The 26,516-nt window shown below is 68.0% G+C and carries 26 protein-coding genes and 1 pseudogene; 22 read left to right on the top strand and 5 right to left on the bottom strand.

The features are described 5' to 3' along the window. Positions 1 to 10: 10 nt before the first annotated feature. The 16 genes from CMO28_RS27000 to treY all read left to right on the top strand — a co-directional run bounded on the left by CMO28_RS27000 (position 11) and on the right by treY (position 17,382). Entirely contained in the window at positions 11 to 601 is a 591-nt protein-coding gene (locus tag CMO28_RS27000) for a hypothetical protein (protein WP_062763853.1), read from the top strand. 4 nt (positions 602 to 605) lie between these two features. Further along, positions 606 to 2,588 (top strand): type VI secretion system Vgr family protein, encoded by a 1,983-nt coding sequence (locus CMO28_RS26995; protein ID WP_296719819.1) that lies wholly within the window; start codon positions 606 to 608, stop codon positions 2,586 to 2,588. Between the two features lie 32 nt (positions 2,589 to 2,620). After that, positions 2,621 to 3,382 (top strand): hypothetical protein, encoded by a 762-nt coding sequence (locus CMO28_RS26990; RefSeq protein WP_296719817.1) that lies wholly within the window; start codon positions 2,621 to 2,623, stop codon positions 3,380 to 3,382. A 46-nt stretch (positions 3,383 to 3,428) separates the two neighbouring features. Then, positions 3,429 to 3,842, top strand: coding sequence for a DUF1795 domain-containing protein (locus CMO28_RS26985; RefSeq protein WP_296719815.1), 414 nt, complete (start codon positions 3,429 to 3,431; stop codon positions 3,840 to 3,842). A 4-nt stretch (positions 3,843 to 3,846) separates the two neighbouring features. Then, positions 3,847 to 8,277, top strand: coding sequence for an RHS repeat-associated core domain-containing protein (locus tag CMO28_RS26980; RefSeq protein WP_296719813.1), 4,431 nt, complete (start codon positions 3,847 to 3,849; stop codon positions 8,275 to 8,277). Beyond that, positions 8,271 to 8,783: a hypothetical protein gene (locus CMO28_RS26975; RefSeq protein WP_296719810.1), complete on the top strand. Its 513-nt coding sequence runs from the start codon at positions 8,271 to 8,273 to the stop codon at positions 8,781 to 8,783. Before CMO28_RS26980 ends, CMO28_RS26975 begins: the two co-directional genes overlap by 7 nt. Positions 8,784 to 8,837: 54 nt before the next feature. Beyond that, entirely contained in the window at positions 8,838 to 9,674 is an 837-nt protein-coding gene (locus CMO28_RS26970; protein ID WP_296719807.1) for a hypothetical protein, read from the top strand. After that, positions 9,671 to 10,105: a hypothetical protein gene (locus CMO28_RS26965; RefSeq protein WP_296719805.1), complete on the top strand. Its 435-nt coding sequence runs from the start codon at positions 9,671 to 9,673 to the stop codon at positions 10,103 to 10,105. The genes CMO28_RS26970 and CMO28_RS26965 overlap by 4 nt, the downstream gene beginning before the upstream one ends. A gap of 10 nt (positions 10,106 to 10,115) precedes the next feature. Then, positions 10,116 to 10,952, top strand: a complete 837-nt coding sequence (locus CMO28_RS26960) for a hypothetical protein (RefSeq protein WP_296719802.1) — start codon at positions 10,116 to 10,118, stop codon at positions 10,950 to 10,952. 15 nt (positions 10,953 to 10,967) lie between these two features. Beyond that, positions 10,968 to 11,480, top strand: a complete 513-nt coding sequence (locus CMO28_RS26955; RefSeq protein ID WP_296719799.1) for a hypothetical protein — start codon at positions 10,968 to 10,970, stop codon at positions 11,478 to 11,480. A gap of 46 nt (positions 11,481 to 11,526) precedes the next feature. Further along, the gene (locus CMO28_RS26950; RefSeq protein ID WP_296719795.1) at positions 11,527 to 12,354 is read left to right on the top strand and encodes a hypothetical protein; all 828 of its coding nucleotides are present in this window, start codon (positions 11,527 to 11,529) and stop codon (positions 12,352 to 12,354) included. Positions 12,355 to 12,481: 127 nt separating this feature from the next. Next, a complete protein-coding gene (locus tag CMO28_RS26945) occupies positions 12,482 to 12,886 on the top strand; it encodes an MbcA/ParS/Xre antitoxin family protein (RefSeq protein ID WP_062768387.1) in 405 nt (134 codons plus the stop codon). Then, the gene (locus tag CMO28_RS26940) at positions 12,886 to 13,620 is read left to right on the top strand and encodes an RES family NAD+ phosphorylase (RefSeq protein ID WP_296719791.1); all 735 of its coding nucleotides are present in this window, start codon (positions 12,886 to 12,888) and stop codon (positions 13,618 to 13,620) included. The genes CMO28_RS26945 and CMO28_RS26940 overlap by 1 nt, the downstream gene beginning before the upstream one ends. 251 nt (positions 13,621 to 13,871) lie before the next feature. After that, positions 13,872 to 14,138, top strand: coding sequence for a ribbon-helix-helix domain-containing protein (locus CMO28_RS26935; protein ID WP_296719789.1), 267 nt, complete (start codon positions 13,872 to 13,874; stop codon positions 14,136 to 14,138). 65 nt (positions 14,139 to 14,203) lie between these two features. After that, complete coding sequence (locus tag CMO28_RS26930) at positions 14,204 to 14,524, top strand: type II toxin-antitoxin system RelE/ParE family toxin (RefSeq protein WP_296719786.1); 321 nt, start codon at positions 14,204 to 14,206, stop codon at positions 14,522 to 14,524. 182 nt (positions 14,525 to 14,706) lie between these two features. Further along, a complete protein-coding gene (gene treY, locus CMO28_RS26925) occupies positions 14,707 to 17,382 on the top strand; it encodes a malto-oligosyltrehalose synthase (protein ID WP_296719783.1) in 2,676 nt (891 codons plus the stop codon). Positions 17,383 to 17,407: 25 nt separating this feature from the next. Here the strand turns inward: treY and CMO28_RS26920 are convergent, their stop codons facing one another. Then, entirely contained in the window at positions 17,408 to 18,400 is a 993-nt protein-coding gene (locus CMO28_RS26920) for an alpha/beta hydrolase (RefSeq protein WP_296719780.1), read from the bottom strand. Positions 18,401 to 18,503: 103 nt separating this feature from the next. Here CMO28_RS26920 and CMO28_RS26915 point away from each other — a divergent pair, with 103 nt between their 5' ends. Further along, entirely contained in the window at positions 18,504 to 19,154 is a 651-nt protein-coding gene (locus CMO28_RS26915; protein ID WP_296719777.1) for an FMN-binding negative transcriptional regulator, read from the top strand. A gap of 31 nt (positions 19,155 to 19,185) precedes the next feature. Here the strand turns inward: CMO28_RS26915 and CMO28_RS26910 are convergent, their stop codons facing one another. Next, positions 19,186 to 19,947, bottom strand: a complete 762-nt coding sequence (locus CMO28_RS26910) for a metallophosphoesterase (RefSeq protein ID WP_296719774.1) — start codon at positions 19,945 to 19,947, stop codon at positions 19,186 to 19,188. A 198-nt stretch (positions 19,948 to 20,145) separates the two neighbouring features. Between CMO28_RS26910 and CMO28_RS26905 the strand changes: the two genes are divergently transcribed. Beyond that, positions 20,146 to 21,348 (top strand): MFS transporter, encoded by a 1,203-nt coding sequence (locus CMO28_RS26905; RefSeq protein WP_296719767.1) that lies wholly within the window; start codon positions 20,146 to 20,148, stop codon positions 21,346 to 21,348. Positions 21,349 to 21,410: 62 nt separating this feature from the next. Beyond that, positions 21,411 to 22,241 carry an AraC family transcriptional regulator gene (locus tag CMO28_RS26900; RefSeq protein WP_296719765.1) on the top strand — a complete coding sequence of 277 codons (831 nt, stop codon included), beginning with the start codon at positions 21,411 to 21,413 and terminating at the stop codon, positions 22,239 to 22,241. A 10-nt stretch (positions 22,242 to 22,251) separates the two neighbouring features. Here CMO28_RS26900 and CMO28_RS26895 read toward each other — a convergent pair whose 3' ends face one another. Both CMO28_RS26895 and CMO28_RS26890 read right to left on the bottom strand, forming a co-directional pair. Next, positions 22,252 to 22,536: a type II toxin-antitoxin system RelE/ParE family toxin gene (locus CMO28_RS26895; RefSeq protein ID WP_296719761.1), complete on the bottom strand. Its 285-nt coding sequence runs from the start codon at positions 22,534 to 22,536 to the stop codon at positions 22,252 to 22,254. Next, positions 22,533 to 22,823: a CopG family ribbon-helix-helix protein gene (locus CMO28_RS26890; protein WP_041606870.1), complete on the bottom strand. Its 291-nt coding sequence runs from the start codon at positions 22,821 to 22,823 to the stop codon at positions 22,533 to 22,535. The genes CMO28_RS26895 and CMO28_RS26890 overlap by 4 nt, the downstream gene beginning before the upstream one ends. 292 nt (positions 22,824 to 23,115) lie before the next feature. Between CMO28_RS26890 and CMO28_RS26885 the strand changes: the two genes are divergently transcribed. The 3 genes and pseudogenes from CMO28_RS26885 (at position 23,116) to CMO28_RS26875 (ending at position 24,803) form a co-directional block, all read left to right on the top strand. After that, positions 23,116 to 23,436, top strand: coding sequence for a ribbon-helix-helix domain-containing protein (locus CMO28_RS26885; RefSeq protein ID WP_296719756.1), 321 nt, complete (start codon positions 23,116 to 23,118; stop codon positions 23,434 to 23,436). Further along, a pseudogene (locus CMO28_RS29800) lies at positions 23,394 to 23,609 on the top strand (type II toxin-antitoxin system RelE/ParE family toxin); the annotation flags it as partial. The gene CMO28_RS26885 and the pseudogene CMO28_RS29800, both read left to right, overlap by 43 nt. A 180-nt stretch (positions 23,610 to 23,789) precedes the next feature. Then, positions 23,790 to 24,803: a DMT family transporter gene (locus CMO28_RS26875; protein ID WP_296719846.1), complete on the top strand. Its 1,014-nt coding sequence runs from the start codon at positions 23,790 to 23,792 to the stop codon at positions 24,801 to 24,803. Here CMO28_RS26875 and CMO28_RS26870 read toward each other — a convergent pair. Continuing rightward, on the bottom strand, positions 24,767 to 26,479 hold the full coding sequence (locus CMO28_RS26870; protein WP_296719754.1) for an ABC transporter ATP-binding protein: 1,713 nt from the start codon (positions 26,477 to 26,479) through the stop codon (positions 24,767 to 24,769). The two genes, CMO28_RS26875 and CMO28_RS26870, sit on opposite strands and share 37 nt — an antisense overlap. Positions 26,480 to 26,516: the final 37 nt, after the last annotated feature.

Here is a 26,516-nt window from a genome sequence, read left to right as displayed (position 1 = left end):
GACCCGACCGATGGCCCTCGACGACACCCTGAACCGCCTGCACCGCACCTTTTTCGACCTGACCGTGGTGGTCGACACGGCGCTGCGTGCCGAAACCCCGCCCGCGATCGACGAGATCTGGCCGCGGATCGAGCCCTTCGGCCGGATCCTGACCTATCTGCACGACGAGCTGCGCGCCGCCGCCCCCTCTCCCGGCGGGCGGGCACGGCTTGCCTGGTCCGGTGCCGCCCGCGACACCGCGCCCGCCGCCCATGGCGCGGCCGAGACCACCGTCACCCGCGGCATCACCTGCGCGGTGCGCGCCGAGGCGGGCCTGCGCTTCTGGCATCTGGGCGAGGGCCGGCCGGGCGATGCCGCCTTCCGCGCCTATGTCGACCGGCTGGGCCGCACCGCGGCGGAAGCCGGCGGCAGCGTGCCGGCCGCGGCGATCCGCGGCTTCATCGGCGACAATGGCAGCACCACTACGCTGATCCGCCGCCCGGTGCAGCAGGCCGACCTGCCGCCGATGGCGCGGCTTGTGGCGCTGACCGCCCTTGTCGCCGCCTCGATCGAGATGCTGGCCCCGGCGCATCCGCCCGTTCCGGCCGCAATGGAAGCCTGAACCGATGACCGACCTCACCAGCCCGCCGTCTTTCGGATCGGGCGATCTGGCGGCACTCTTCGGCGATGTGATCCAGGACGGCCGCCTGCTCACCATCGACAGCCCGCTCGGGCCCGACATGCTGCTGCTTGAACGCCTGGTCGGCGAAGAGGCCCTGTCGGAGCCCTTCCGCTTCGAGCTGACGGTGCGCGCCAAGCGCGACGACATCGCTTCGGCCGAGCTGGTCGGCCACAGGGTATCCTTCACGCTGGAGCGTGCCGACGGCAGCCGCCGGCCGTGGAGCGGCCATGTCGAGCGGGTGGTGGCGGGGGCGGCCATCGCCAAGGGCCAGCGCTATTATCATCTGGAAGTGCGCCCCTGGCTCTGGCAATTGACCCACAAGACCGATTGCCGGATCTTTCAGGACAAGTCGACGCTCGACATCCTGGAAGAGATCTTCGGTGAATTCGGCTTCCGGGATTACGATTTCTCGGGCGTTCTCAACACGCCGCCCAAGCGCGACTATTGCGTCCAGTACCGCGAAAGCAGCTTCGCCTTCGTCTCGCGGCTGCTGGAAGAAGACGGCATCTTCTACTATTTCGCCCATACCGACGACGGCGCCCATGTGCTGACGCTTGCCGACGGCGCCCATGCCTATGTGCCGGTGCCCGAGCAGGAGCTGCGCTATGCCGCGACCGATGTCGACCTGAACAACGTCACCCGCTGGCGCCATGCCTGGCGCTTCGTGCCCGGGCGCTGGGCGGGGTCGGATTACAATTTCGAGATGCCCGGCACCGATCTCGCCAGCGAGGCCGCCTCGGTCACGCCGCTTGAGACCAACCGCGCCTTCGAGATCTATGACTGGCATGCCCGTTTCCAGACCCGCGATGCCGGCGCCCGGATCAGCCGGCGGCGGATGCAGGCGATGGAAACCGGCCATGACACGGTGCAGGCGGCCTCCACCGCCCGCGACCTGGCCCCGGCGCTGTCGTTCACCATCTTCGGCCATCCGGCGGCCGACGAGGCCGGGCGCGGCTATGCGGTGGTGCGCATCCGCCATCATGCGATCGACACCACCTATGACACGGGGCCTGACCGGCGGCCGCCGACCTACGAGAACAGCTTCACCGCCCTGCCGGTGGAGGTGGGTTTCGTGCCCGCCCGCACCACCCCGCAACCGCGGATCGACGGCATCCAGACCGCAACCGTGGTCGGGCCCGCGGGCGAAGAAATCCACACCGACCGCTATGGCCGGATCAAGGTGCAGTTCCCCTGGGACCGCTATGCCACCGGCGACGACCGCTCATCCTGCTGGCTGCGGGTGATGCAGCCCTGGGGCGGGCGCAATATGGGCGCGCAGACCATCCCGCGCATCGGCATGGAGGTGATGGTCTCCTTCGTCGAAGGCGACCCCGACCGACCGCTCGCGATCGGCATCGTGCCCAATGCCGGCACCATGCCGCCCCTGACCCTGCCCGCGACCAAGACCCGCACCGCCTTCAAATCGGCATCCAGCCCCGGCGGCGGCGGCTTCAACGAGATGACCTTCGAAGATCTGGCCGGGGCGGAAGAGCTGATGATGCGCGCCCAGCGCGACCAGACCGAGCTGGTCGGCCGCAACCGCATGGTCAACACCGCCAATGTCTCCACCCAGGATACCGGCACGCTCTGGGGCAGCCGGGTGGGCGACAGCGAGATCGTGATGACGCAGGCCTCGATCCTGATCCAGCACAAGCAGAGCCGGATCATCCTGGATGGAGAGCGGGTGCGGATCGAATTCACCAACGGCCATTTCATCGATCTGTCGGCCGGGGGCGTGATCATCTCGTCCACCGCCAAGATCGTGACCCTGCGCGACGAGAGCAATTTCACCGCCGTCGACGGCGAAGGCGTGGTCGCCAAGGGCAAGGTGGTCCACACGGTCGATGCCGGCGAGAGCAACGACGTGACCGTCTCGGCCGAAGGCGTCGCCGTCAACGGCAAGGTCGTGCTGCTCAACTGCGAGTGACATCTGAAGCCATAGCAGGAGACCCCTCCCCCATGTCCTTTCCCGGATACAGCGTCGGCGCACCGGTGATGGGCGGCCATCAGGGCATCAAGGATTATGCGCTGGGTGCCATCACCGAGGTCGCGGCCCCGATGCTCGGCCCCCGCGACCGCACCGACATCGTCCCCGAACTGCCGCCGGCGATCGCGCGCGCGGCCGAAGCCGCCCTGCAAAGCAAGGCCGCCCAGGCGATCCAGGGCGGCGGCGCCGCCGTGGCCCAGGGCTATGCCGCGGATCTGGGGCCGGTGGCCGGGGCAGCAGGCGATCTGGCGGGCGGCGCGGCCGGGGGTGTCGGCAGCCTTTTCGGCGGGCTTCAGGACGCCGTGGCCGGCGGCATGACGCTGCCGCTTCAGGAACTGACCCCCGACATCCTGCCGATGGCCGCCCGGCTGGTGCAGGCGCCGGACGTCGCCGCCGCCGACCTGCTGCGCCGGGCCGGCGCCCGCATGGCCGAACGCGCCCGCGCGGTCGCCATGGAACGCATGGGCCTGTCGGGCAGCCTGGCCGACGCCGCAACCCAAGGCCTGGCCCAGGTGGCCGGCGGCGCCGATCCGGCCCAGGTCGCGATCGGCGCGCTGATGGGCGGCGCGGTGCCCTTTGGCGACGGTACCGAAGACGGCGGCACGGGCGATGCGGTGCTCGATGCCGGCGCGAAGGTGCTGTCGGGAGAGGTGCTGAAACCGGTGACCTTCTCCGACGCGGCCGCCCCCGGCGGTACGCCCGGCTTCGCACCGCCCGGCCTCCACACGAAATAACGCCCTCGTCTTCTTTCCCACCATCATTCACGGATGACCCCGCCCCATGTACGCCCTTCAGGAAGGCCATCTCGATCTGCCCACCGACTGGGAGGACCAGTCGGTCAACGTCTTCGCGCCCCCGGGGGCGAAGTCTCAGGGGCTGTCGCTGGTGGTGACCCGCGAGCCGCTGCCGCCGGCGACCGATATCCGCGCCTATGCCGAGGCGGAAGTGAAGCGCATGGGCAAGGAGCTGAAGGCCTTCTCGCTGCTCGCCCGCCATCCGCTGGAGATCGGGGATCAGGCGATCGAGGCCTATGAGGTGCGGTGGAAATCCGACAAGGGCCTGGTCCATCAGCTGCTGGCGGCGGTGGAGGCCGATGGCCGGGCGCTGATCTTCACGGCGACGAAGCCGGTCGACATGGCGCCGGCCCTGCGCGACCGCCTGCTGGCGGTGATCCAGAGCTTCCGGAAGGCCTGAGCCGATGGGCCGCGCGGCACGCGTCGGGGACGCCATCGCCCATTCCCACAAGCTGGCGGGGTTCCTGATCGGTGCCGCGATCGGCATCGGCATCGGCCTCGCCATCGGTTTTGCGGTCGCGACCGGCGGTCTCGGCGCGCTGATCCTGGGGGCGGTGGCCGGGGCGGCGATTTCCTACGCCACCGAATCGATCGGCTCGGCCATCGGCGACAGTATGATGGGGCCATCGACAGGGGCGATCACCGTGGGTGCGCCCACGGTGCTGGTCAACAACCGCCCGCTCGCCATCGCCATGGATGGCCAGGCGAGCTGTTCGAAGGAACCCACCCCGAACGCCCCCGTGGCCCAGGGCTCGGAAATCGTCTTCGCCGAGAACTGGAACGCGGCGCGCGAGGGCGACAAGATCCAGTGCGACGCCAAGATCACCGAAGGCTCCGACGATGTGAAGATCGGCGGCCCCCAGGCGACGGTGATGGAGATCGACGACGGCATCCCGCTCTGGGCCGAGGTGCTGGTGATCGCCGCCGGCTTCATCGGCCCGGGCGGCGTGAAGGGGCTGTTCAAGCTGGCCGGGCGCGGCGGGCTCAAGGCCGCGATCCGCGGTGCCGGCCAGTCGATCCGCGGCGCCTCGCGCGCCATCGTGACCGGCATGACCCGGGCGCGGGGCCTGGCCTCTGCCGGCGCGCGACGCATGGCTCAGGCCGCGCGCGGCATGCCCGGCCGCATCCGCCAGTTCCTGAAGGATCCGGTCGACATGGCGACCGGCGACTGGGTGGACTGGCGCACCGACATCGCCGTTCCGGGCGTGCTGCCGCTGGAACTGACCCGCCTGCACCGGTCGGGTGCGGCAGGCGCCACCGGCGGTTTCGGCCGGCGCTGGACCGACAGCTGGTCGCAGCGCCTGCTGCATGATGCCGGCCAGGATGCCCTGGTCTGGCTGACCGAAGACGGCAGCGAACTGGCCTTCCCCTGGCCCGGCCATTGGGGCGATGGCGAAAACCCGCTGCATCCGGGCTGGGTGATGGAGGTGCGGGGGCCCGAGACCACCATCCGCGACCTGCCTTCGGGCCGCTGGTGGGCCTTCCCGACGCCGGATGTGGAGCCGGCCCGGCTGGCGCTTCAGGGCGCGCGGGCGCGCGACGCGCTCGCCCCCGCCAACGACCATGCCGCCCCGCCGGCCCATGTGATCGCGATGGGCGATGCCCATGGCAACCGCATCGATCTGGACCGCGACCCCGCCGGCCGGCTGCGCGCCGTGCGCCATACCGACGGCCATCATCTTCGGGTCGAAACCCTGCCCGACGGCCGCTATCTGTCGGTCGATCTGGTCTCGGACCCGGCCGGTGCCGATTTTTCGCCGATCCGCCTGCTGACCTGCCGCTTCGATGCGCGCGGCCATCTGACCTTCGTCGATGCGCGCACCACCGGCATCTATCGCTATGAAACCGATGCCACAGGCCGGGTCACCCGCTGGTCGGATGGCGGCAGCACCTGGTCCGAGCTGTTCTACGACGATGCCGACCGGGTGGTCGAAACCCGCGCCGCCGACGGGCTCTACGGTGCCCGCTTCGCCTATGACGATGCGGCGGGCACCGTCACCTGCCTGGCAGATGACGGCGCGGTCACCACCCACACCCATGATGCGCTGGGCCGGCTGATCCGCTGCGTCGATCCCGAAGGCGGGGTCACGGAACAGATCTGGGGGCCGCGCGGCGACCTGGAAGCCGTGATCGACCCGCTGGGCCGGCGCAGCCGCTATACCCATGACCGTTTCGGCAATCTGACCGGCATCACCCATCCCGACGGCAGCACCGAGATTCTGGATTACGACGCCCTTGGCCGCCCGGTCGCGATCACCGATGCGCTGGGCAATCGCTGGCGCCAGACCCGCGACGACACGGGCCGGCTGACCGCGGCGATCGACCCCGAAGGCGGCGAAATGCGCTGGCGCTATGATGGCGCCGGCCGGGTGACCGCCATCGCCGCCGGCCCCGGCGCCGGCCAGCCCTTCGCCGTCACCCGGCTCAGCTATGACGCCGCCGGCCGGGTGAGTGCGATCACCGATCCCACGGGCGCCACCAGCCGCTTCGCCTATGACCGGCTGGGCCAGGTGATGGTCAGCATCGACCCCGCCGGCGCCGTCACCCGGCTGCAGCGCGATGATCGCGGCCGGGGGATCGCGGCGGATCTGCCCGATGGCGGTCGGATCACGGCCGAATACGACGGCGAGGGCAATCTCACCCGGCTGGTCGATCCCCTGGGCCGCGAGACCCGCAATGTCTATGGCGCCTTCGATCTGCTGCGCGAGACGGTGGATGCGACCGGTGCCGCCTATCGCATCGCTTATGACGGCGACGCCCGGCCGGTCGCGATCACCAACCCGCTGGGCGAGACCGCGACGCTCACCTGGGACCGCAACGGCCGGCTGATCGCCGAGACCGATTTCGGCGGCCGCAGCTGGACCTATCTGCGCGACGCCGCCGGCCGGATGATCGAACGGCACGAGCCGGATGGCGACATCCGCCGCTTCAGCTATGACGAGGCCGACCGGCTGATCGCCGAAGAAACCGCCTCGGGCATCCGCCGCTATGGCTGGGATGCCGCCGGCCGGCCGGTGCGCGCCGAAGAGGGCGGCCATGTCACCGAATGGCGCCATGATGCGCTGGGCCGGGTGGTGGCCGAAATCCAGGACGGGCTGGAAGTGGCGATCAGCCATGCCGGCGCCGGGCCGCGCAGCCGGGTGACGACCCCCTGGGGCGCCACCGGCTTCACCTGGGATCCGGCCGGCCGGCTGAAGGGCCTGACCGCCGGCCCCGGGGCGCTCGCCTTCAGCTTCGATGCGCTGGGCCGCGAGACGCTGCGCCAGGACCCGCAGGGCTTCACCCTGGCCCAGAGCCACGACGCGGCCGGCCGGCTGACCGGCCAGCGCGTCATCGGCAGGGCGGATGGCCGGGCGGTGGTCGACCGGCGCTGGCGCTGGGACGTCGCCGGCCAGCCGGTGGCGATCAGCGATGCCCGCTGGCCCGAACAGCGCTTCACCTATGACGGCCGCGGCCAGATCACCCGCGCCCTGCCCGGCCGGCCCCAGGGCTCGGCCCAGGTCGAGGCCTTCGTCTACGACGCCGCCCGCAACCTGGCCGGCCGCGGCCGCGACCTGCCGGAGGGGGCCGAGACCACTGCGGCACGGCCCGGCACCCCGCCCGACATCGCCCCATCTACCGGCCTGGACCGGTGGCGGCTGGGCCCCGGCGGCGCGATCCTGGCCCGCGGCCATACCCGCTATGCCTATGACGCCCGCGGCCGCCTGGTCACCCGGCGCACCGACCGCCCGGGCTTCCGCCCGGAAATCTGGCGCTATGTCTGGGATGATCGCGACCGGCTGACCGGCGTCACCCGCCCCGACGGCAGCCGCTGGGCCTATGGCTATGACGCGCTCGACCGCCGCATCCTGCGCCGCCGCGTCGATGCGGGCGGCAGCGCGGCGGGCGTCAGGGCGGCGAGCGCAGCCACCCCCGACGCCGTCCGCTATCTCTGGGAAGGCGACCGGCTGGTGGCCGAACTGCCGCTGGATGCGGCCGGCCGGCCCGATGCCGCCAGGGCCACGCTCTGGCATTACGCCCCGGGCGAGATCGTGCCTGTCGCCCGCCAGCAGGGCGAGCGGCTGTGGTATGTGATCACCGACCAGATCGGCCTCGCCCGCGAACTCGTCACCCCCGACGGCCGCCTGGGCTGGGCCGCCGCCCACGACCCCTGGGGCGCCGTCAACGACAACGCCACCCCGGACCCCGACGCCGCCACCGACTGCCCCCTGCGCTTCCCCGGCCAGTGGCACGACCCCGAAACCGGCCTCCACTACAACCGCCACCGCTATTACGACCCGGAAACCGGGCAGTATCTGTCGCCGGATCCGATCGGGTTGGCGGGTGGGGAACGTTCACATGGCTATGTCGACGTTCCGACTGACCTCATCGACCCCCTCGGTCTGAAGCCTTGCCCCCGGTTTTTCCCCACTGGTAAAGTTGTAGCCGGCGACGGTGCCCGACTCGGGCGTAACATGATGGAGGAGATGGGACTTCCGCGATCAACGAAATGGTCAGGCTATGAAGCACATCATATTTTACCTAAGAACTTTTATAATCACCCGATATTGGCCAAAGCTGGCCTGAATATAGACCATGCCAGTAACGGCATCTTTTTGCCGAAATCTTCCAAGATTGTTAGCGCAACGTCTCATCATACGGGAATGCATCGACCGTACAGCAAATATGTCGAGGACGTCCTCAACAACATGGATGCAGATGCATCGGTGGATGCTTTGCGATCACAGCTGTCCGATTTTCAGTCGGCCCTGCGTAAACAGCTTCAGAATGGCCTTCCCATGTATGAAGGTCGGGGAGCGACAGTTGACCTATGGAGGAGAAAGGTCGGATGGTAGATGAAATCGCGATCAGGAAAGCTGTACAGGAGAGCCTGGATTTCTTTCTCAGCGGCCGGATTCTGAATGGCCAGATCGCGCCGGAACTCGCGGCCTGGCCACAACGACGAGACCGTCAGACTGTTGACGAGTTGATGGACAAGTACGTCTATCCGGAAACTGGCGAGTCCTGGGACGACATGGAAGAGACAATCTTTCATGAGCTGGAAAACCAAATGACCAAGCTGGGAATTGTCCAGTACTTTGATGGTTTTTATCAAGAATATAAAGATTCTAATAAAAAAATATTTATTAAGAACAGATTTAAGAAAGTATTTTCTGATGATTTTCTTTATTTCGAGAATCGCATTGCAATGCACTTACTATATTATGCTGCCTCGTCTCTCGTAAAGATGCACGAACCCTATTTCGCCGATATCATGACCGTTTACAAGCTCGGCGGCATGCCCTGCGGCTTTGACGGCGAACCATTCAAGTCAAAGTTGATTGTCTATGTGCCCTCCTGATTGCGCCATGGCGCAGCCGGATGTTGCCGATCCTTGCCTGACGGACATCGCATCATGGATCCATACACCCACCTGATCGCCGATCTCGGCCTGCCCGCCTGGATCGGCGAGGTCCGCAACGGCCGCTGGCTGGCGGACGCCATGGGATGGGACGCGCCGGCCGACTGGTACACCTGTCCGCCGGCCCTCATCCCGCTGACGTCGAACGGATCCGGTCCGAGCTATGTCGGCATCTGGATCCGCTGGACAGCCGGAGGCCGCGCACCGCACTTCGTACATGCGGGCCCGGAAGATCGCTTTCTGTTGAAAGAAGATGCACTGACGACGGAGCAATTTGCGGCCCGTCTGGCCATGCATGCGATGTCGGCAGTTGATGACGTAACCGATGGCATCCGCGCCTTCGCCGCAGCCGCAGGCATCGCCGATCTGGATGCGCTCGACCAACACACGAGCAACTACAGCGACCAGTCTGACGACCTCGTCCATCTGCCGCTCTTCGACACCCCACGCCCGGCCACCGCCTGTGCTGATGGGCTATCCCGCAAGGGCATCACCCCCTTCGCCGGCGACACGCCATCGCCCGAGGAACCCGGCGCCGCCTGGTTCGAACTCTCCGGCGCCCGCCGCGCCGCCCTGGCCGGCGACCCCGCCGCCGCCCCCTGGCAGCGCCGCGACGCGCCGGTCGAGGCGCTGTTCGCCGATGCCATGGCCCGGGGCGACCATCTCCGCGCCTGGGCGATCCTGAACAGCACCGGCTGGAAACTGCCCGCCGCCCGCAAGGCCGCCACCGATCTGGCGGCCGCAGTGGCCGATCCGGTCATCGCGGCGCAGCTCAGGGCCTGGGTGGATTTCTCGCAGAAGTCGTTCGATCCGGATCGGGAGGATTATTGAGCGGCGCTGTGGATGTGACGGCCGCCCATTGCGAACGCTGCGCCATGCCGATGATCCCGCATCAGGATGCGACCACCCGCGGGCTGATCTGCCCGACTTGCGGCTGGTTGGTGGTGTCCACCGCGCTGCCTGCGGTACTCACCGACGACCGCCCCTGGCACCTCTTCGCCGCGGGCTTCCCGACCACCGACCGGGATCGGCTCAAGGCCCTGGCGGAGGTGCGCGGGATCAATCTGGTCGAGGCGGCGAAACTGGTCCGCACGATGGGGCCCGCCCCCGATACCCTGGTCTTCGAAGGCCGCGCGTCGGAACTGGTGCAGCACATGGCCCGGCTGCGGGCGGCCGGCGTCACGGTTGCGACCGATCCCGGGTTTCCACACGACACGCCCGCCGCCCTTGCCGCGGCGCGGCGGGTGCGGGTGGCGCTGTGAGGGGCATGTGATGGACGGATATGATGCGCCTGTGGCCGCTCTGGACTGCCCGACATGGCTGCGTCAGCTTCGCCAAGGCGCATATCTGACCAGAACGTTCAGCGGCGACGCCATGCCCGCCGTATGGTACGGCTGCCCTCCCGGCCTCATCCCGCTCACCTCCAACGGATCAGCGCTGCTGTATCGCGGCATCTGGGTCTGCTGGTTCAGGCCCGGACATCCCCGAAGCTATGTGATGTCGGATATAGAAGATGCCTGCCGGCTTCGCGAAATCGCCATCACCGATGCGCAATTCGCTGCATGGATGATCATACAGGCGATCGTCTGTAATGACGACGTCACCGACGAGGTGATCCGCTTCCATGCCGACACCAGGCCGCTGGATCTGGAACGCCTGGACGAACATACGATGGCCCATGGAGACGGCTGGGAAGGCCTGACGGCACTCCCCCTCTTTCAGAACCCGCGGCCAAATGCAGTCGGCACCCGATCTGAGGCGACCGGTGGCGTCCTCCACCCCCAACACACCGCCCCCGCGCGTTTCCGCGACGCCTGCTGGTTCGAACTCAGCGAAGAGCAACAGCGCATCGCCCTCGATCATCCCGACGCCGCCCCCTGGCTGCGGCGTGATGCGCCTGTGGCCAGGCTTTTTGACGACTATCTCAGCAGCGGCCGTCAGGCCGAAGCCTGGGCCACGCTCAACAGCACCGGCTGGTCTCTGCCCGACGCCCGCGCCGCGGCAGAGCGGCTGGCGGCCGCCACTGATCGGCCTTTGCTGACGCTTCAGCTGAGAGCCTGGATCGCGTTTTCGCAGCAGACGGATATCCCGGAGCGTTATGGATACTGACGGGAGAGACCGCCCATGACCGATGAACACGGCATGCAGGCCACCATACGGGAGAGCCTGGATTTCTTTCTCAGCGGCCGGATTCTGAACGGGCAGATATCCACCGGGCTGAATCATTATCCAAGACAGACCGGCCGCCTGGACGTCGACGAATTTATGAACAAACACGTCTATCCAGAGACAGGCGAAACCTGGGACGACATGGAAGAGACGATCTTTCATGAATTGGAAAAGCAAATGACCAAGATTGGCATTGTACAAGATTTTGATAACATATATCAAAAATACAATAATGATAACAAAAAAAACTTCATAAGGAATCGTGTGAAGAAAATATTTTCGGAAGATTTTCTCTTTTTCATCAACAGAATTGAAGCACATATCCTGTACAAGGCCGCCTCATCTCTCGTAAAGATGCATGAATCCTATTTCGCCGACATCATGACCGTCTACCGGCTCGGCGGCATGCCCTGCGGCTTCGAGGGGGCGCCGTTCAGGTCGAGATTGATCGTGTATGTGCCGTCCTGAATGGCCTTCGGATATCGGCCGCCCCCGTGACTGACCGAGGTGCATCATGGATCCCTACCCCCGCCTGATCGCCGATCTCGGCCTTCCCGCCTGGATCGGCGAGGTCCGCAACGGTCGCTGGCTGGCAGACGCCATGGTCTGGGAAGCGCCGGCCGACTGGTACACCTGCCCGCCCGCCCTCGTGCCGCTGACATCCGACGGCTCCGGCCCGCGCTATGTCGGGATCTGGGTCCGCTGGACGGCGGCGGGCCGGGTCCTCCATTTCGTGGAAGCGGAGCCGGAGGATCAGTTTCTACTCCTGGAATCGGCCCTGACGGTGGAGCAGTTTGCCGCCCGTCTGGCAATGCATGCGATGTCGGCAGCGGATGATGTCACTGACGACATCCGAGCCTTCGCCGCAGCAGCGGGCATCGTTGATCTGGACGCGCTCGATCGTCACACGACCAATTACAGTGATCATCCGCGGACCCTGATCCACCTGCCCCTCTTCGACACCCCCCGCCCCGCCACCGCCTGTACCGAGGGGTTGTCGCGCGACGGCATCACCCCCTTTGCCGGCGACACGCCCTCGCCCGAGGAACCCGGCGCCGCCTGGTTCGAGCTCTCCGGCGCCCGCCGCGCCGCCCTGGCCGACGACCCCGCCGCCGCCCCATGGCAGCGCCGCAACGCGCCGGTCGAGGCGCTGTTCGCCGATGCAATGGCACAGGGCGACCACCTGCGCGCCTGGGCGATCCTGAACAGCACCGGCTGGACCCTTTTTCCCGCCCGCCGGGCGGCCGCCGATCTGGCGGCGGCGGTGGCCGATCCGCTGATCGCCCGCCAGCTCAGGGCCTGGATGACGTTCTCGGAGGATGAGGGGGATGACGACTATTGAGCGACGCCTGCGCGGCGCATATCGCCGGGGCATCCGGACGGCGTTCCTTTCATCCGGATTCAGACAAATTCATTGAAGTCGTATGATTGTGGACCATATCCTGAAGGTCCGATCAAGGAGGCAGCCCATGACAGCGCTTGCCCGAACCGCCGCCGGAACCGATCGCAGGGATCTCTCCGGTCCCGGCCTCAGGGCCTTCTTCAACATTGCCGCACAGTGGCGCCTCTCCAACGAGCAGCAGATGACGCTGCTGGGCAGCCCCAGCCGATCCACCTTCTACAAGTGGCGGACCGAGGGCGCGCGCAATCTTCCGAAGGATACGCTGGAGCGGATTTCCTACATCCTGGGCATCTACAAGGCCCTGCAGCTGCTGCTTCCCGACCCCGAAGCGGCCGACGGCTGGGTGGCGCGCCCGAATGCCGCGGCCCCATTCGGCGGCCGGTCGGCGCTGGACCGGATGCTGTCGGGCCAGGTGGCCGATCTTCTTGCCGTCCGGCAGTATCTCGATGCCGCGCGGGGCGGCTGGAGCTGATGGATCAGCCGCCGGCTCCGGATCTCCCCCCTCGCAGCCATATTGCCTGGGCGCCCTGCTGGCGCATCATCCCCAGCCGCTTTCCGCCGATTTCACTGTTCGAGCGGGTCGCCGCACCGGAAGATCTCGATGCGGTCTTCGAACTGGAAGCCATGACAAATCCCCGGCTGAGAGACGAGGTGGGCGAGATCAGTCTGGTTCCCCCCGGCGAACGGGTCAGCGGCCCGGGATCGAGCATCATCATGGCCGCCTTCACCCACCTCAACCCCGACGGCAGCCGCTTTTCCGACGGCAGCTTCGGGGTGTTCTATGCCGCAGCGGCGCTGGAAACCGCCATTGCCGAGACCGTCTACCACCGCGAACGCTTCATGCGGGCAACGGCGGAAAAGGCCATGGACCTGGATATGCGGGTCTACCTGGTCGATCTGGAGGGTGAGCTTCACGACCTGCGCGGCCGGCCGGAGGCGTTTGCCGCCGCCTGTCACCCGACGGATTATTCCGCAGGCCAGAGCCTTGCCCGGAGGCTGCGCGCGGCCGGTGCGGGCGGCATCGTCTATCACAGCGTCCGGCACGAGGCCGGGCTCTGCGCCGCGGTCTTCCGCCCGCACCTGCTGTCGAACGGCCGGCAGGAGCGCCATCTCTGCTACCGATGGAACGGTCACCGGATATCCGACATCTACGAGAAGTCGCGGCTGTCGATCGATGCCGGTCCCCGGCCGGGCGATCGCGGCTGACCGGATCCGCCCCCTCATAACCCCGACTGCCTGGGTTACGTTTTCAGAGGATGAGGAGGATGATGACTATTGAGCAGACGGCCCGGACATTGGCTTCCGTCTTTTGAAGAGCGAGTCATCTCTGCAATCCACGCCAGTTAATCAACATCTGTGATAGCAACCTGAAGATGCATCGTGCCGGTCTGTCCAGAAATATACTTGCTCATCTTTTCCAGCATGGTATGGTTCAGTGATCTGAGGGAGGTCTGCTCATGGCGTCCATGACTGTTTCCATGCCGGAAACGTTGCGTGAATGGGTGCAGCAGCGTATCGAGGCCGGCCAATACGCCAGTCTCAGCGACTATGTGCGTGATCTGATCCATCAGGATCAAATCCGGACCATGGCAGAGCGTGACGCCGTGCGCGAGAAGATCGCCGCGGGCATGGCCTCTCTGCGCGCCGGCGAAGGCGTCGATGGTGAGGCCTTTCTTGCCCGGCTTGATGCGGAACTGGCGGAGATGGGCCGGCAGGGCCGGTAGAACCGGCGCCGATCGAATGAAGAAGCCGGTCCGGATAAATATGACAACGTAATCAGATCATTGTCGTGGCGCCCCGTTATCTTCTCTCACCTCAGGCCCGCGACGACATCCAGAACATCCGGGACTATTATCTCGCCGAAGCCGGAGCCCGTGTTGCGCGGGATGTGCTTCTTGAATTTACCCGGGCCTTCCGCCTCCTTGCGACGTCACCGGATGCTGGTCATCGACGGGAGGATCTCACCCTTGAGCCGGTGAGGTTCTGGCCTGTCTTTTCCTACCTGATCGTCTACACGCCCATCAGCCAACCGATTGGCATCGTCAGGGTTCTGCATGGCAGTCGCAATCTGGATGCGTTGTTTCTGCGTCACCCGCCGCGCATGACATGATCCGCTCTCTCCTGCACCCCCTCAGCAGAAGCATCAGCTGAACCCGGAGACCCGGGTCTACGCCCTCGCACGCCCTATGGCTGACATCACCTCCCCGACGGAACAGGACGCCCGCGCGCCGGTTGACGTCCCGCCAGAGGGCCGCGTCTCGGCGGCCGAAGCGGCAGAGGGCGAGGAACAGCATGCACGTCACCCCGCGCGCCACCATGCGCCTGCAGTTCAATGCCGGGTTCACTTTCGACGATGCGGCGGCGCTGGTCGGCTATATGCACCGGCTGGGCATCAGCCATGTCTATGCCTCGCCGATCCTGGCCGCGCGCGCCGGCTCGACCCATGGCTATGACGTCGTCGACCCGACCCGGATTTCCGACGAGATCGGCGGCCGGGCCGGGCTGGAGCGGCTGGTGGCGGCGCTGCGCCGGCACGAGATGGGGCTGATCCTCGACATCGTGCCCAACCATATGGCGGTCGGCGGCGACGAGACCCCCTGGTGGGCGGACGTGCTGGCGAAGGGCGAGGCCAGTCGTCATGCCCGGGTGTTCGACATCGACTGGCGCCATCCGGATCCTGAGCGTGACGGCAAGGTTCATGCGCCGTTTCTGGGGGAGGATTACGACCGCGCACTCGCCTCGGGCACGCTGCGGCTCTGCCGCGACGCGGCCGGGCGGGTGTGGGCCCTGGCCCATGACCGGCGGTTCCCGATCCGCGACGAGGATCTGCCGGCGATCTTCGGCGAGGGCGCGCCCGATGCGGCCGAAGCCGACCGGCTGCTCGACCGCCAGCATTACCGCCTCGCCTGGTGGCGCACCGCGGCCGACGAGGTGAACTGGCGGCGGTTCTTCGACATCGGCGAGCTGGCGGGCGTGCGCGTCGAAGACCCGGAGGTGTTCGAGGCGACCCACGGCCTGATCTTCGAGCTTTATGCCGCCGGGCTGATCGACGGGCTGCGCATCGACCATATCGACGGGCTGGCCGATCCCGGCGGCTATTGCCGGCGCCTGCGGGCCCGGCTGGAGGATCTGCGCGACCGGCGGCCGGCGGCGGCGGCCGACCATGCGCCGCTGATCCTGGTGGAAAAGATCCTGGCCCCGGGCGAGCGCCTGCCCGAAGACTGGCCGGTGGAGGGCACCACCGGCTATGACTTTATGGCCGAACTGGGCGGGCTGCTCCACGACCCTTCGGGCCGGATGCCGCTGCGCAGCCTGTGGCGCGAGATCACGGGCGAGCCCGACGACCCCGAGATCGAAGTGGAGGCCGCCCGCCGCCAGATCCTGGCCACGGCTTTCGAGGCCGATCTGGCCCGCACCGTGCGCGCCTTCGCGGCACTCGCCCGATCGCGCCGCCGCGACCGCGACCTGACCACTGCGGCGCTCCGCCGGGTGCTGACCGAAGTGGTGATCCAGGTGCCGGTCTACCGGATCTACGACACCGGCGACGGCCATGATGCCGCCGATGACGCAACCATCGCAGGCGCGATCGACCGCGCCCGCGCCCATGTGGTGCCCGGCGACCGCCCGGCGCTGGACCGGCTGGCCGACTGGCTGCATGGCGGCCGGGCGATCGAGGACGGCGGCAGCGATGCCGCCCCGGAAGCCGGCCGGACCGACGAGGCCGACCCCGACATGCTCCGCCGGGCAGCCCTGATCCGCTTTCAGCAGCTGACTGCACCGCTTGCCGCCAAGGCCGTGGAAGACACGGTCTTCTACCGCCAGGCCCCGCTTCTGTCGTGCAACGAGGTGGGGTCCGAGCCCGGCGCGCCGACGCTCTCGCCCGCCGCCTTTCACAAGGCCTGCATCGACCGCCGGCGCCACCACCCCATGGGGCTGCTCGCCACCGCCACCCACGACCACAAGCGCGGCCCCGATACCCGCATGCGCCTGGCCGTGCTGTCGGAAATGGTCGAGGAGTGGAGCCGGACGGTGAAGGCCTGGCGGCGGATGAATATGCCATCGCAGGTGTCATTGGACGGCCATATGGCGCCGCATCCGGCCGACGAGCTGATGCTCTATCAGACGCTGATCGGCGTCTGGCCGGCCGGGCTCGACGCCACCCGCGCCGCCCGCAACACGGCCGCCGGCGAGATCCTGCCCCGGGTGGCGGGCTGGTGGCAGAAGGCGCTGCGCGAAGGCAAGCGCCGCTCCAACTGGGTGGAACCGGATACCGGCTACGAGGCCGCCTGCCTCGCCTTCCTGCAGGCGATCATGGGCAGCGACAGCAGCTTTCCCGAGGCGCTGGACCGGCTGGTGCGGCGGATCACGCCGGCCGCCATGGTCAATACGCTCGCCCAGACCGTGCTGCAGCTGACCTGCCCCGGCATTCCCGACATCTATCGCGGATCGGAGGTGCTGGACCTGTCGCTGGTCGACCCCGACAACCGCCGCCCGGTGGATCATGCGCGCCTGGCAGGGCTGCTTGCGGCCGAAACCGAGCCCGCGGCGGCGCTCGACTCCCCCCGCGACCACGACGCCGCCAAACAGGCGGTGATCGCCCGCATCCTGGCGCTCCGCGCCGGCGATCCTGCCCTGTTTCTGACCGGCGACTACCTGCCGCTGACGGTGACCGGGCCGGCGGCCGACCATCTGCTCGCCTTCGCCCGGGTGAGCACCGCGACAGCGGGGGCCCAGCCACCCCACGCCATCATCCTGGTCTCGCGCCTCGCCGACCGGCTGATCCCCGAAGGCGGCGCGCCGCTGATCCCGGCCGAGGGCTGGGCCGACACGCTGATCGACATCCCGGGCCCGCTCGCCGGCCATCATCACGAGGTGCTGACGGGCGAAAGACTGGCGCTCCGCGAGGGCGGGCTCGCGGTCTCGGGCCTGCTGACCCGGCTGCCGGTGGTGGTGATGACGGGGGTTTGACCGCGCCGGACATCGATGGCGCGGCTTACCCACGCGTCCGCCCGAGGAGGCGCGCCCCGAAGGCATCCACCACCCGCGCGAAGGCCGCTTCGGCGCCCGCCGACAGGCCGGCATAGCCCGGGAAATTGTGGATCATGTCGGGCAGGCGCAGATGGTCGACCGGCACGCCGGCCGCCGCCAGACGTTCGGCCATGGCGTCGCCCTGGTCAGAGAGCGGGTCGAAGCCGGCCGTGGCCAGCACCATCGGGCAGGTGCCGGCGACATCCGGCCAGAGCAGGGGGGAGGCGCGGGGGTCGCGGGCGTCTTCGGTGCCGGTCAGCAGCAGATCGCAGAACCAGTCCATGGTGGCGGTGTCGAGGAAATAGCCTCTGCCGAAGGCCGCCATCGACGGGTAGCCGACGTCTTGTCCGGCGTTCGGGCGGAAATCGGTCACGGGATAAAGGGCCAGACCCGCCACCGGCTGCGGGCCTTCCGGGCGGTCGCGGGCGGTGAGTGCCGTGACCAGGGTCAGGCAGCCGCCGGCGCTGTCGCCCGCAAGCCCGATCGCGGCCGGATCGGCGCCCCAGGCCGCGGCATCGCCGGCCACCAGGGTGAAAACGTCCCAGGCATCCTTGACCGCCGCCGGGAAGGGATGTTCCGGCGCCAGGCGGTAATCCGGGGTCAGGACCAGCGCGCCCAGCCGGTCGGCCAGCCAGCGCGACTGGTTGTCATAGGCCGCCGGATCGCCGACCACGAAACCGCCGCCGTGGAAATAGATCACCAGCGGCAGTGCCGGGGTATCGCCCGCCCGCGCCGGCCGGTAGAGCCGGGCATCGATCACCCGGTCCGGCAGCTCCAGCACATGTTCGGTCATGGCGACCGGCGCCTCGGGTGCCCGGATGCCGCGGATCAGATAGCGCTCGCGATAGGCGGCGCGTGCCTCGGGCACCGGCAGGTCGCGGATGCTCGGCCCGGCGGGAGCCTCGGCGGCGGCCTTCAGCATCGCCTTCAGGGCAGGGTCGAGGGCGTCGTCGGTCATGCGGGGAAACTCCGGTCGGAGGGGGATATCGCGGCTATTGTGACTTTCATGATATCAAAATACAATATTCACATTGCCCCTCCTCCAATGGATGCCGCCCGCGATGTACGTGCCCGCCCATTACCGCACCGACGACCCCGCCGCCATTCTGGGCTGGCTGACCCGCTTCCCCTTCGGCACGCTGGTGACCGCAGGCACCGACGGGGTGCCGCTCGCCACCTCGCTGCCGGTGATCACTGAAGGCCCCGTGATGACCGAGGACGATGCGGTCGCGGCAGACCTGACCGGCCTCACCATCGCCGCCCATATGGCCCGGCGCAACCCCCATGCGGCGGCGCTGTCGACCGGCATGCCGGCCCTGCTGGTGGTCAACGGCCCCGATGCCTATATCTCGCCCGCCTGGTATGAAAGCCCGGTCAACGTGCCGACCTGGGACTATGTCGGCCTGCAGATCCGCGGCCGGCTGACGGTCATCGACGACCGCGACGGCCTGCTCGACCTGATGCACCGCCAGATCGCCGCCTTCGAGGCCCGCAGCGCCACCGGCTGGACCCTCGATGCGGCGCCGGAGCCCCATGTCGACCGGCTGATCCAGGGCGTCGTCGGCCTCCGCATCCAGGTGGAGCGGATCGACTGCATGCAGAAGCTCAGCCAGAACAAACCCACCGACCGCCCGACCATCCAGGCCGCATTGCGCGCCTCCGGCAGCGATTACGGGCCGGTGGTGGCGGGGTTGATGGATCTGGTCAAATGACGGTCTTTTGATCAATCAAGAGTCAAGAAAATCAGGTCTCGTGCAGGCACAGCAACCGCTTCGCCGCAATCCGCGTCTCCCCCGGATAGCCGAAGGCGTTGTTCACATAGCGCACGCCGTCGATCACCTGGTCGCGGTTGACATGGCTGTGGCCGTAGACATGGGTGACCGGCCGCCAGGCGCGCAGCTGTGCCTCAAGTTTGCGGGTGCCGAGCACGGGGTAGACGATGCGTTTGGCCGGCGGGATGAAATCCGGCATCACGTCGATGCGGGGCAGGAAATGCGAGACGGTGATGGTTACCGCATGCGCTGCCGCCACCGGCGCCGGGTTGCGGGCCAGGAAGGCGTCGGTGATCAGGGCCGGCGTCATGCCCTCGGGCCAGCGGCAGGCGCGAAAATCGGTCCAGGCCAGGCGCAGATCGCGCGAGGGCTCGCCGAACGAGAAATCATACCAGCCATAGAGCGGCACGATGCGGAGCCCGGCGCCGTGCCAGACCTGCTGCACCGCGCCGCTTTCATGGGCGATGCGGCGGACCTCGTCGAACTTCGCGAATGAATCCTCATGGGCCCGGTCGCGCACCACCCACAGCTCGTGATTGCCGGGCAGATAGATCAGCGTGCGGAACCGCAGGGCCAGCCGTTCCAGCGTGCGGCCCAGACGCTGCGGCATGTCGGAGACGTCGCCGGCCAGGATCAGCAGATCGTCGACGTAATCGGCGGTCGACAACCCGGCCACCCACTGGTCGTTCTCGTCGTAATCGACATGCAGGTCCGAGATTGCAAAAACGCGCATCAACTCCGGTCCGGGTCTGATCTGGGTCCCCCGCCCGGCACCGTCGGAACCGGGGTCGGGGACGGCCGCCGATCATAGAGTGAAAGCGGCCGGGAGGGAAAGCGGGGCCGCCCCGGCCGGTTGCGGCGGGGCTTGCGCGCAGGCGGCGGGTGTGCGACAGCCGGAGCGCGCCCCTCCCCGGCCGGAAGAGAGACCTTCATGGACGACACCGCCCCCGACGCCCCCCCTCCCGGCACACCGCCCTCCGGCGGCCTGATCGGCCTGCTGATCGCGGCGGTGGTCACCGTCGGCTCCAACGCCCTGCTGCTGAGCCCGATCCTGATCGATGTCGCCCGCGATTTCGGCACCGATACCGTCACCATCGCCCGGGTGATTTCGGCCTATGGCGCCGCAACCGCGATCTCGGCGCTGTTCCTGTCGACGGCCGTCGACCGGTTCGGCGCGCGGCCGGTGCTGGTGGCCACCACCGCGGTGATGGCGCTTGCCCTTGCCACCAGCGCCGCCGCCCCGGCCTGGCCGGTGCTGGCCGCCGCCCAGATGCTGGCCGGCATCACCGCCGGCATGCTGCTGCCGGCGATCTATGCCACCGCCACCAGCCTGGGCGGCGCGGCACGGGGCGCGCGGGTGCTGGGCCGGGTGCTGAACGGCTGGGCGATCTCTCTGGTCGCCGGCGTGCCGGCCTCGGCCGCGATCACCGATCTGGCCGGTTGGCGGGTCGCCTATGTCGTGCTGGCGGTGATCGCAGCCGCCACCTGCCTGGGTTGCCGGCGGCTGCCGGCAGGGCCTGCGCGCGACACCGCCGGACCCAGGCGCGCCCGGGTCGCCTCGCCGCTCGCCACCCTCCGCCGGCCGGGAGTGGCCTCTCTGCTGGTGGTGTGCCTGACCTTCATGAGCGCCTTCTACGGCTGCTATGCCTTCGTGGGCGATGCCTTCCGCCGGGCGCTGGATCTGGATGCCGGCACCGCCGGCCTGTTCGTGCTGGCCTATGGCGCAGGTTTCGGCCTCGCCAGCCTGGCGGCACCGCTGATCGACCGGATCGGCCCGGCGCGGCTGCTGCCGCGGGTGATGGTGGCGATCGCCGGGGTCTATCTGATCCTCGACCCCGCTTTGCACGGCTTCCCCACCGCGCTTGCGGTGGCCGCGATCTGGGGCATGGTCAACCATCTGGGGCTGAACATGCTGGTGCTGCTGCTGTCACGCCGCGCGGCCGGGGCCGGCGGGGCGGTGATGGGGCTGCATTCGGCCGTCACCTACACGGCGGTCTTCCTGGGGCCGCTGCTGCTGGGCCTGGCTTATGAAGGCATCGGCTTCGGCGCGGTTGCGGGCGCGGCCGCCGCGGCCGCACTGATCGGCGCCGTGGCGGCCTGGCGCGATGCATCGCGCTGGTCACCCTCCCACTAGCCGGGCCGGTCTTCCATCTGAGAGACTATGGGTGCCCCGACTGCCCGCAAGGTCTCTGCCCGATGTCGCAGCCCGCCCCCCGCTTCCGCCGCCTTGCCACAGCCCTGCCCGGCGTGGAGGCGGTGACGGCTGAAACCACCCGCCGCTTCGCCCGCCACACCCATGACCAGTTCGGCATCGGCGTGATCACCCGCGGTGCCCAGGGCTCGGCCAGCGGCCGCGGGCCGGTGGAAGCGGGGCCGGGCGATGTGATCACGGTCAACCCGGGCGAGGTGCATGACGGCTGGCCGATCGGCGGTGCCGGCCGCGCCTGGCGCATGCTCTATATCGACCCGCCGGTGCTGGCAGAGGCGGCGGCGGATCTGCTGCGGTCGGGCGATGCCGAATTCCACCACCCGGCCGCCACCGCCCCGGCCACCGCCGCGCGCTTCCTCGCCGCCTTCCACAGCCTGACCACACAGGCGACCACCGCTGGACAGGCGACCACCGCCGGCCCCCTCGCCCGCGAGGAGCGTCTGACCGTGCTGCTGGCCGATCTTCTGGGCGGCCTGCTGGTGCCGGCCGGCCGCCCGACCATCCCCCCCGGCATCGCCCGCGCCCGCACCGCCATCGACGACGACCCCGCCGCCGCCCATGATCTGGCGGGGCTTGCCGCCATCGCCGAAACCGGCCGCTTCCAGCTGATCCGCAGCTTCACCCGCGCGACCGGCTTCACCCCCCATGCCTATGTTCTGGAACGCCGCGTGCAGCTCGCCCGCCGCCTGATCACCACCGGCACGCCGCTCGCCGAAGCCGCCGCCGCCGCGGGCTTCGCCGACCAGAGCCACATGCCCCGCCACATGACCCGCCGGCTGGGTGCAACGCCGGGGGTTTGGGCGGGGAAAGAGGTATGACGGAACGGCGTCAGCGCGACCCAGGAGGCCAGCGGCGCGCGGCATGCAGCACGTGCAATATCCGAACCGAATCAACGCTCAGCTGATAGACCAGGATGTAGTTGCGATGGACCATCAACTCGCGTGTGCCATGGACACGACCAGGCCGTCCCAGAGATGGATAGAGCACCAACTGGAGCGCCTTTGCTCGGAAAAGCTCGTCCAGCACAAGTGCAGCTGCCAAATCATCAGCAGCAATGTAGCGACGAATTTCCTGTCGGCTTCTGAGTGCCTGGGGCGTCCAGACAATTTTCACGAAGCGGCGCCGTTCAACCTGCGCCGGATTTCTGCCCGCCAAATCTCGGCATCAGCTTCAACATCATCACTGGATACGACATTGCCCGCATCAGCCTCGGCGATGGCCGCCTCCACTTCACGCCGAAACCACCGGTCATAGGCTGCAGCCTCGACCTGGTCTCGAACATAGTCCCGCATGAAGTCACGCAGAAGTTCGGCGCCGGTACGATCACTGCCCTTCGCCGCTTCGGCAAACGCATCCTTCAGTCCTTCATCGACCTGAAAGGTAAAGGTGGTCTCGGCCATACTGACCCCCGGCATTGCTGAGTCAGCAGATTATGGCACACCAGACCCTGCGGGTGAACAGCCCCGCAATTCCGTTCAAAACGCCCCCGGCCGGGCGCCGGGCCGGATTTTCTTGCCTGGCCGGTGCAATGGTGCTGGTCGGCCGCCCCTGATTGCCTCATGGGAAGCGGGCCGGATGGTTCGACGGGCTCGCAAGCTCAGTCCTCCGCCGAATACGATACCCCTGGGACGGGGGCCGCACCGCTTGAAAATGTCGCGGCGAAAGCCGATCCTTCTTGCATCGGAGGTACACATGGCCAACACACGACGACTTGAAGTCAATCTCCCGGCTGATGTCGCTGCCGCGATGGACAAGGAAATCGACACGGGGCGGTACGGCTCCGCGGATGATTTCCTCGAAGCGAGCGCACGCGCCCTACTGGCGTGGGACGAGGATGTCGAACGCTGGCTGCATGATGACGTGCCCCGGGCCTGGCAAGAGTATCTGGACAACCCTGATCAGGCCGTGTCCTCGGAAGATCTTCTCGACGTCATCCACGCCGACTACCTCGCCCGCCTGAAGGCGGCTGAGTGTACCGCCACGTCTATTCCCCGAATGCACGACGCCAGCTGACGACGCTCTATGGCTACATTGCCGAAGCGTCGGGGCCAGAGCGCGCTCGCGGATACCTGCAACGCATCGACGATTTCTGTGGGCTGCTGGCAACCTTCCCCCGGCTGGGGCGGAACCGCAGCGACGTCATGCCGGGGCTACGGGTCGCGGTTTTCGAGCGGCGTGTCACCATCGCATATCGTCACGACGTCGATCGCCTGACCGTGATCGACATCCTTTATCGTGGTCGGAATGTCGAGGCCTATTGGCGCCAGCCACCGCCGAAGCGATCGCCGCAATTCCGTTCAAGACCACCCCCGCCCGCCCCGCGCATCCTCTGGCGATCCCGCCACCGTTCAGGATGCGTGCCGCCCATGACCACCACCTCTGCCAATAGCCCCCCGGCCAACACCAGCCCTGCCGATCGCCGGGTCGGGTTTGCCTGTCTGGCCGGTGCCATGGTGCTGGTCGGCACCACGGTCATCGCCTCCAGGGTCATTGCCGGCGGGGGCTTTGGCGGCGGGGGAGCGTCTGGCGGGATGGGGCCGTTCACCGCCACGGCGCTGCGCTTTGCGCTCGCCTTTCCGGTGTTTCTGCTGCTGATGCGCTGGCAGGGGGTGCGGCTGCCGCGGCCGGCGCCGCGCGATCTGGCGGTGCTGGTGGTGCAGGCGGGGGCCGGCAGTGTCGGCTATACCACGCTGCTGATCTCAGGCCTCGCCAGAACCTCCGCCGCCGATGCCGGGGTGGTGATCGGGACCCTGCCGGTGGTGACCGCCATGATCGCGGTGCTGGTGCTGGGCGAACGGCCCGGGCGGCGGCTGCTGGTGGCGATCGCGCTTGCCGCGGCGGGCATGATGGCGGTGGCCGGTGGTGGTGCGGATGGGCGTGGCGCGGGGGACGGTGGCACGTCGTCGCTGGCCGGCAACCTGCTGGTGCTGGGGGCGGTGGTCTGCGAAGGGGTGTTCATTCTGCTGAACAAGCGGCTGCGGACACCGATCGCGCCGCTCGCGCTTTCAACCGTGATGACCGGGCTGGGCTTCATCGCCGCCGGCCTGCCGGCGCTGATCCTGGAACGGCCCTGGGCGGCCGTCCCGGAGACGGCGGCGCTGCTGGGTGTCGCCTGGTACGCGCTGGTGCCGACGGTGATCGGCTTCGTGCTCTGGTATGCCGGTGCCGCCCGGGTGAGCGGGGCGGAGGCGGCGCCCTTCACGGCGCTCGCCCCCGTCTCGGCCGTGGCCCTCGCCGCGCTGGTGCTGGGGGAGGCGGTCAGCCTGCCCCAGATCCTGGGTGTCGCCTGCGTGCTGGCGGCGCTGGCAGTGCTTCAGCTTCCGAAGCTTCAACTTCCGAAGCTTCAACTTCCAAACTGGGCCTCGTGGAGGCGCCGGTAAAGCCCGCCCGCGCCCAGCAGTTCGTCATGGGCGCCCTGTTCGGCGATGCCGCCCCGGTCGACCACCAGGATGCGGTCGGCGCCGCGGATGGTGGCGAGGCGGTGGGCGATGACCAGGGTGGTGCGGCCGACCGAGAGTTCCGCCAGCGCCTTCTGGATCTCGCGCTCGGTTTCGGTATCGAGCGCCGAGGTCGCCTCGTCGAGGATCAGGATCGCCGGATCCTTCAGGAACATGCGCGCGATGGCGATGCGCTGCTTCTGCCCGCCCGACAGCTTCACGCCCCGTTCGCCGACCACCGTGTCCAGCCCCTGGGGCAGGCTCTCGATCAGATCCATCAGCCGGGCACGGCGGGCGGCCTCGACGATCTCGGGCTCGGTCGCGCCCAGCCGGCCATAGGCGATGTTCTCGCGGATCGTGCCGCCGAACAGGAACATGTCCTGCTGAACGATGCCGATCTGGCCGCGCAGCGAGGCAAGCGTCATGTCGCGGATGTCGATGCCGTCCACGATGATCGCGCCCGCGTCGACATCGTAGAACCGCGGCAGCAGAGAGCAGAGCGTGGTCTTGCCGGCGCCCGACGGGCCGACGATCGCCACCGTCTCGCCTGCGCCGATGTCGAAGCTGACCCGGTCGAGCACCGGCCGGCTGCCATAGGAGAACGAGACCTCGCGGAAGCGGATATTGCCCGCCAGCCGCGGCGCCGGCCGGGCGCCCGGACGGTCGGCGATGTCGGGCTCGGTCGACAGAAGGTCGAGATAGCGACGGAAGCCGGCGATGCCTTTGGGATACAGCTCGATCACCGCATTGATCTTCTCGATCGGCCGCACGAACACGCCGACCAGCAGCAGGAAGCCGACGAAGCCGCCATAGGAAAGCTGCTCGTTCAGCACCAGATAGGCGCCCGCGATCAGCACCACCAGCTGAATCAGCCGGATGCTCATATAGTTGAGCGACATGCTGGCTGCCATGATCTTATAGGCGGCAAGCTTGGTCGAGCGGTAGCGGTCGTTGTCGCGGGCGAAGAGCCGGCGCTCGTGATCCTCGTTGGCGAAGGCCTGGACCACGCGCATGCCGCCGACATTCTCTTCGATCCGGACGTTGAAATCCCCGACCCGGCCATAGAGCGCGTCCCAGTTGCCGGCCATGCGTTTGCCGTAATGGGTCGCGACCCACATGATCGGCGGTACCACCGCCGCGGTCAGCAGGGCCAGATCGACATTGACCCACATCATCAGCAGGAAGGCGCCGATGAAGGTCATGATCGCGATGAACAGATCTTCCGGCCCGTGATGGGCGATCTCGCCGATCTCTTCCAGATCCTTGGTGACCCGGCCGACCAGATGGCCGGTCTTGTTCTCGTCGTAGAAGCGGAAGGACAGCTTCTGCAGATGGTCGAAGCTGCGGCGGCGCATCTCGGTCTCGATGTTCACGCCCAGCATATGGCCCCAATAGGTGACCACCGCCATCAGCCCGGTGTTGAGCAGATAGACGATCAGCAGGCCGACGGCGGCGGCGATGATCCAGCCCCAGTCGCCGCCGGGCAGCAGCTCGTCGACATAGAACTTGACCGCGATCGGGAAGCCCAGCTCCAGCAGGCCGGCCAGGACCGCGCAGCCGAAATCGAGCAGGAACAGGCCGCGATAGGGAGCGTAATAGGCGAAGAACTGTCGAAGCATCGGGGGGAGGGTCCCAGGCACGTTGCGGTTGGCGGAG

The organism is Tistrella sp. (assembly GCF_002684955.1).
Lineage (GTDB): Bacteria > Pseudomonadota > Alphaproteobacteria > Tistrellales > Tistrellaceae > Tistrella > Tistrella mobilis.
This window is presented reverse-complemented; position numbering and strand designations above follow the sequence as displayed.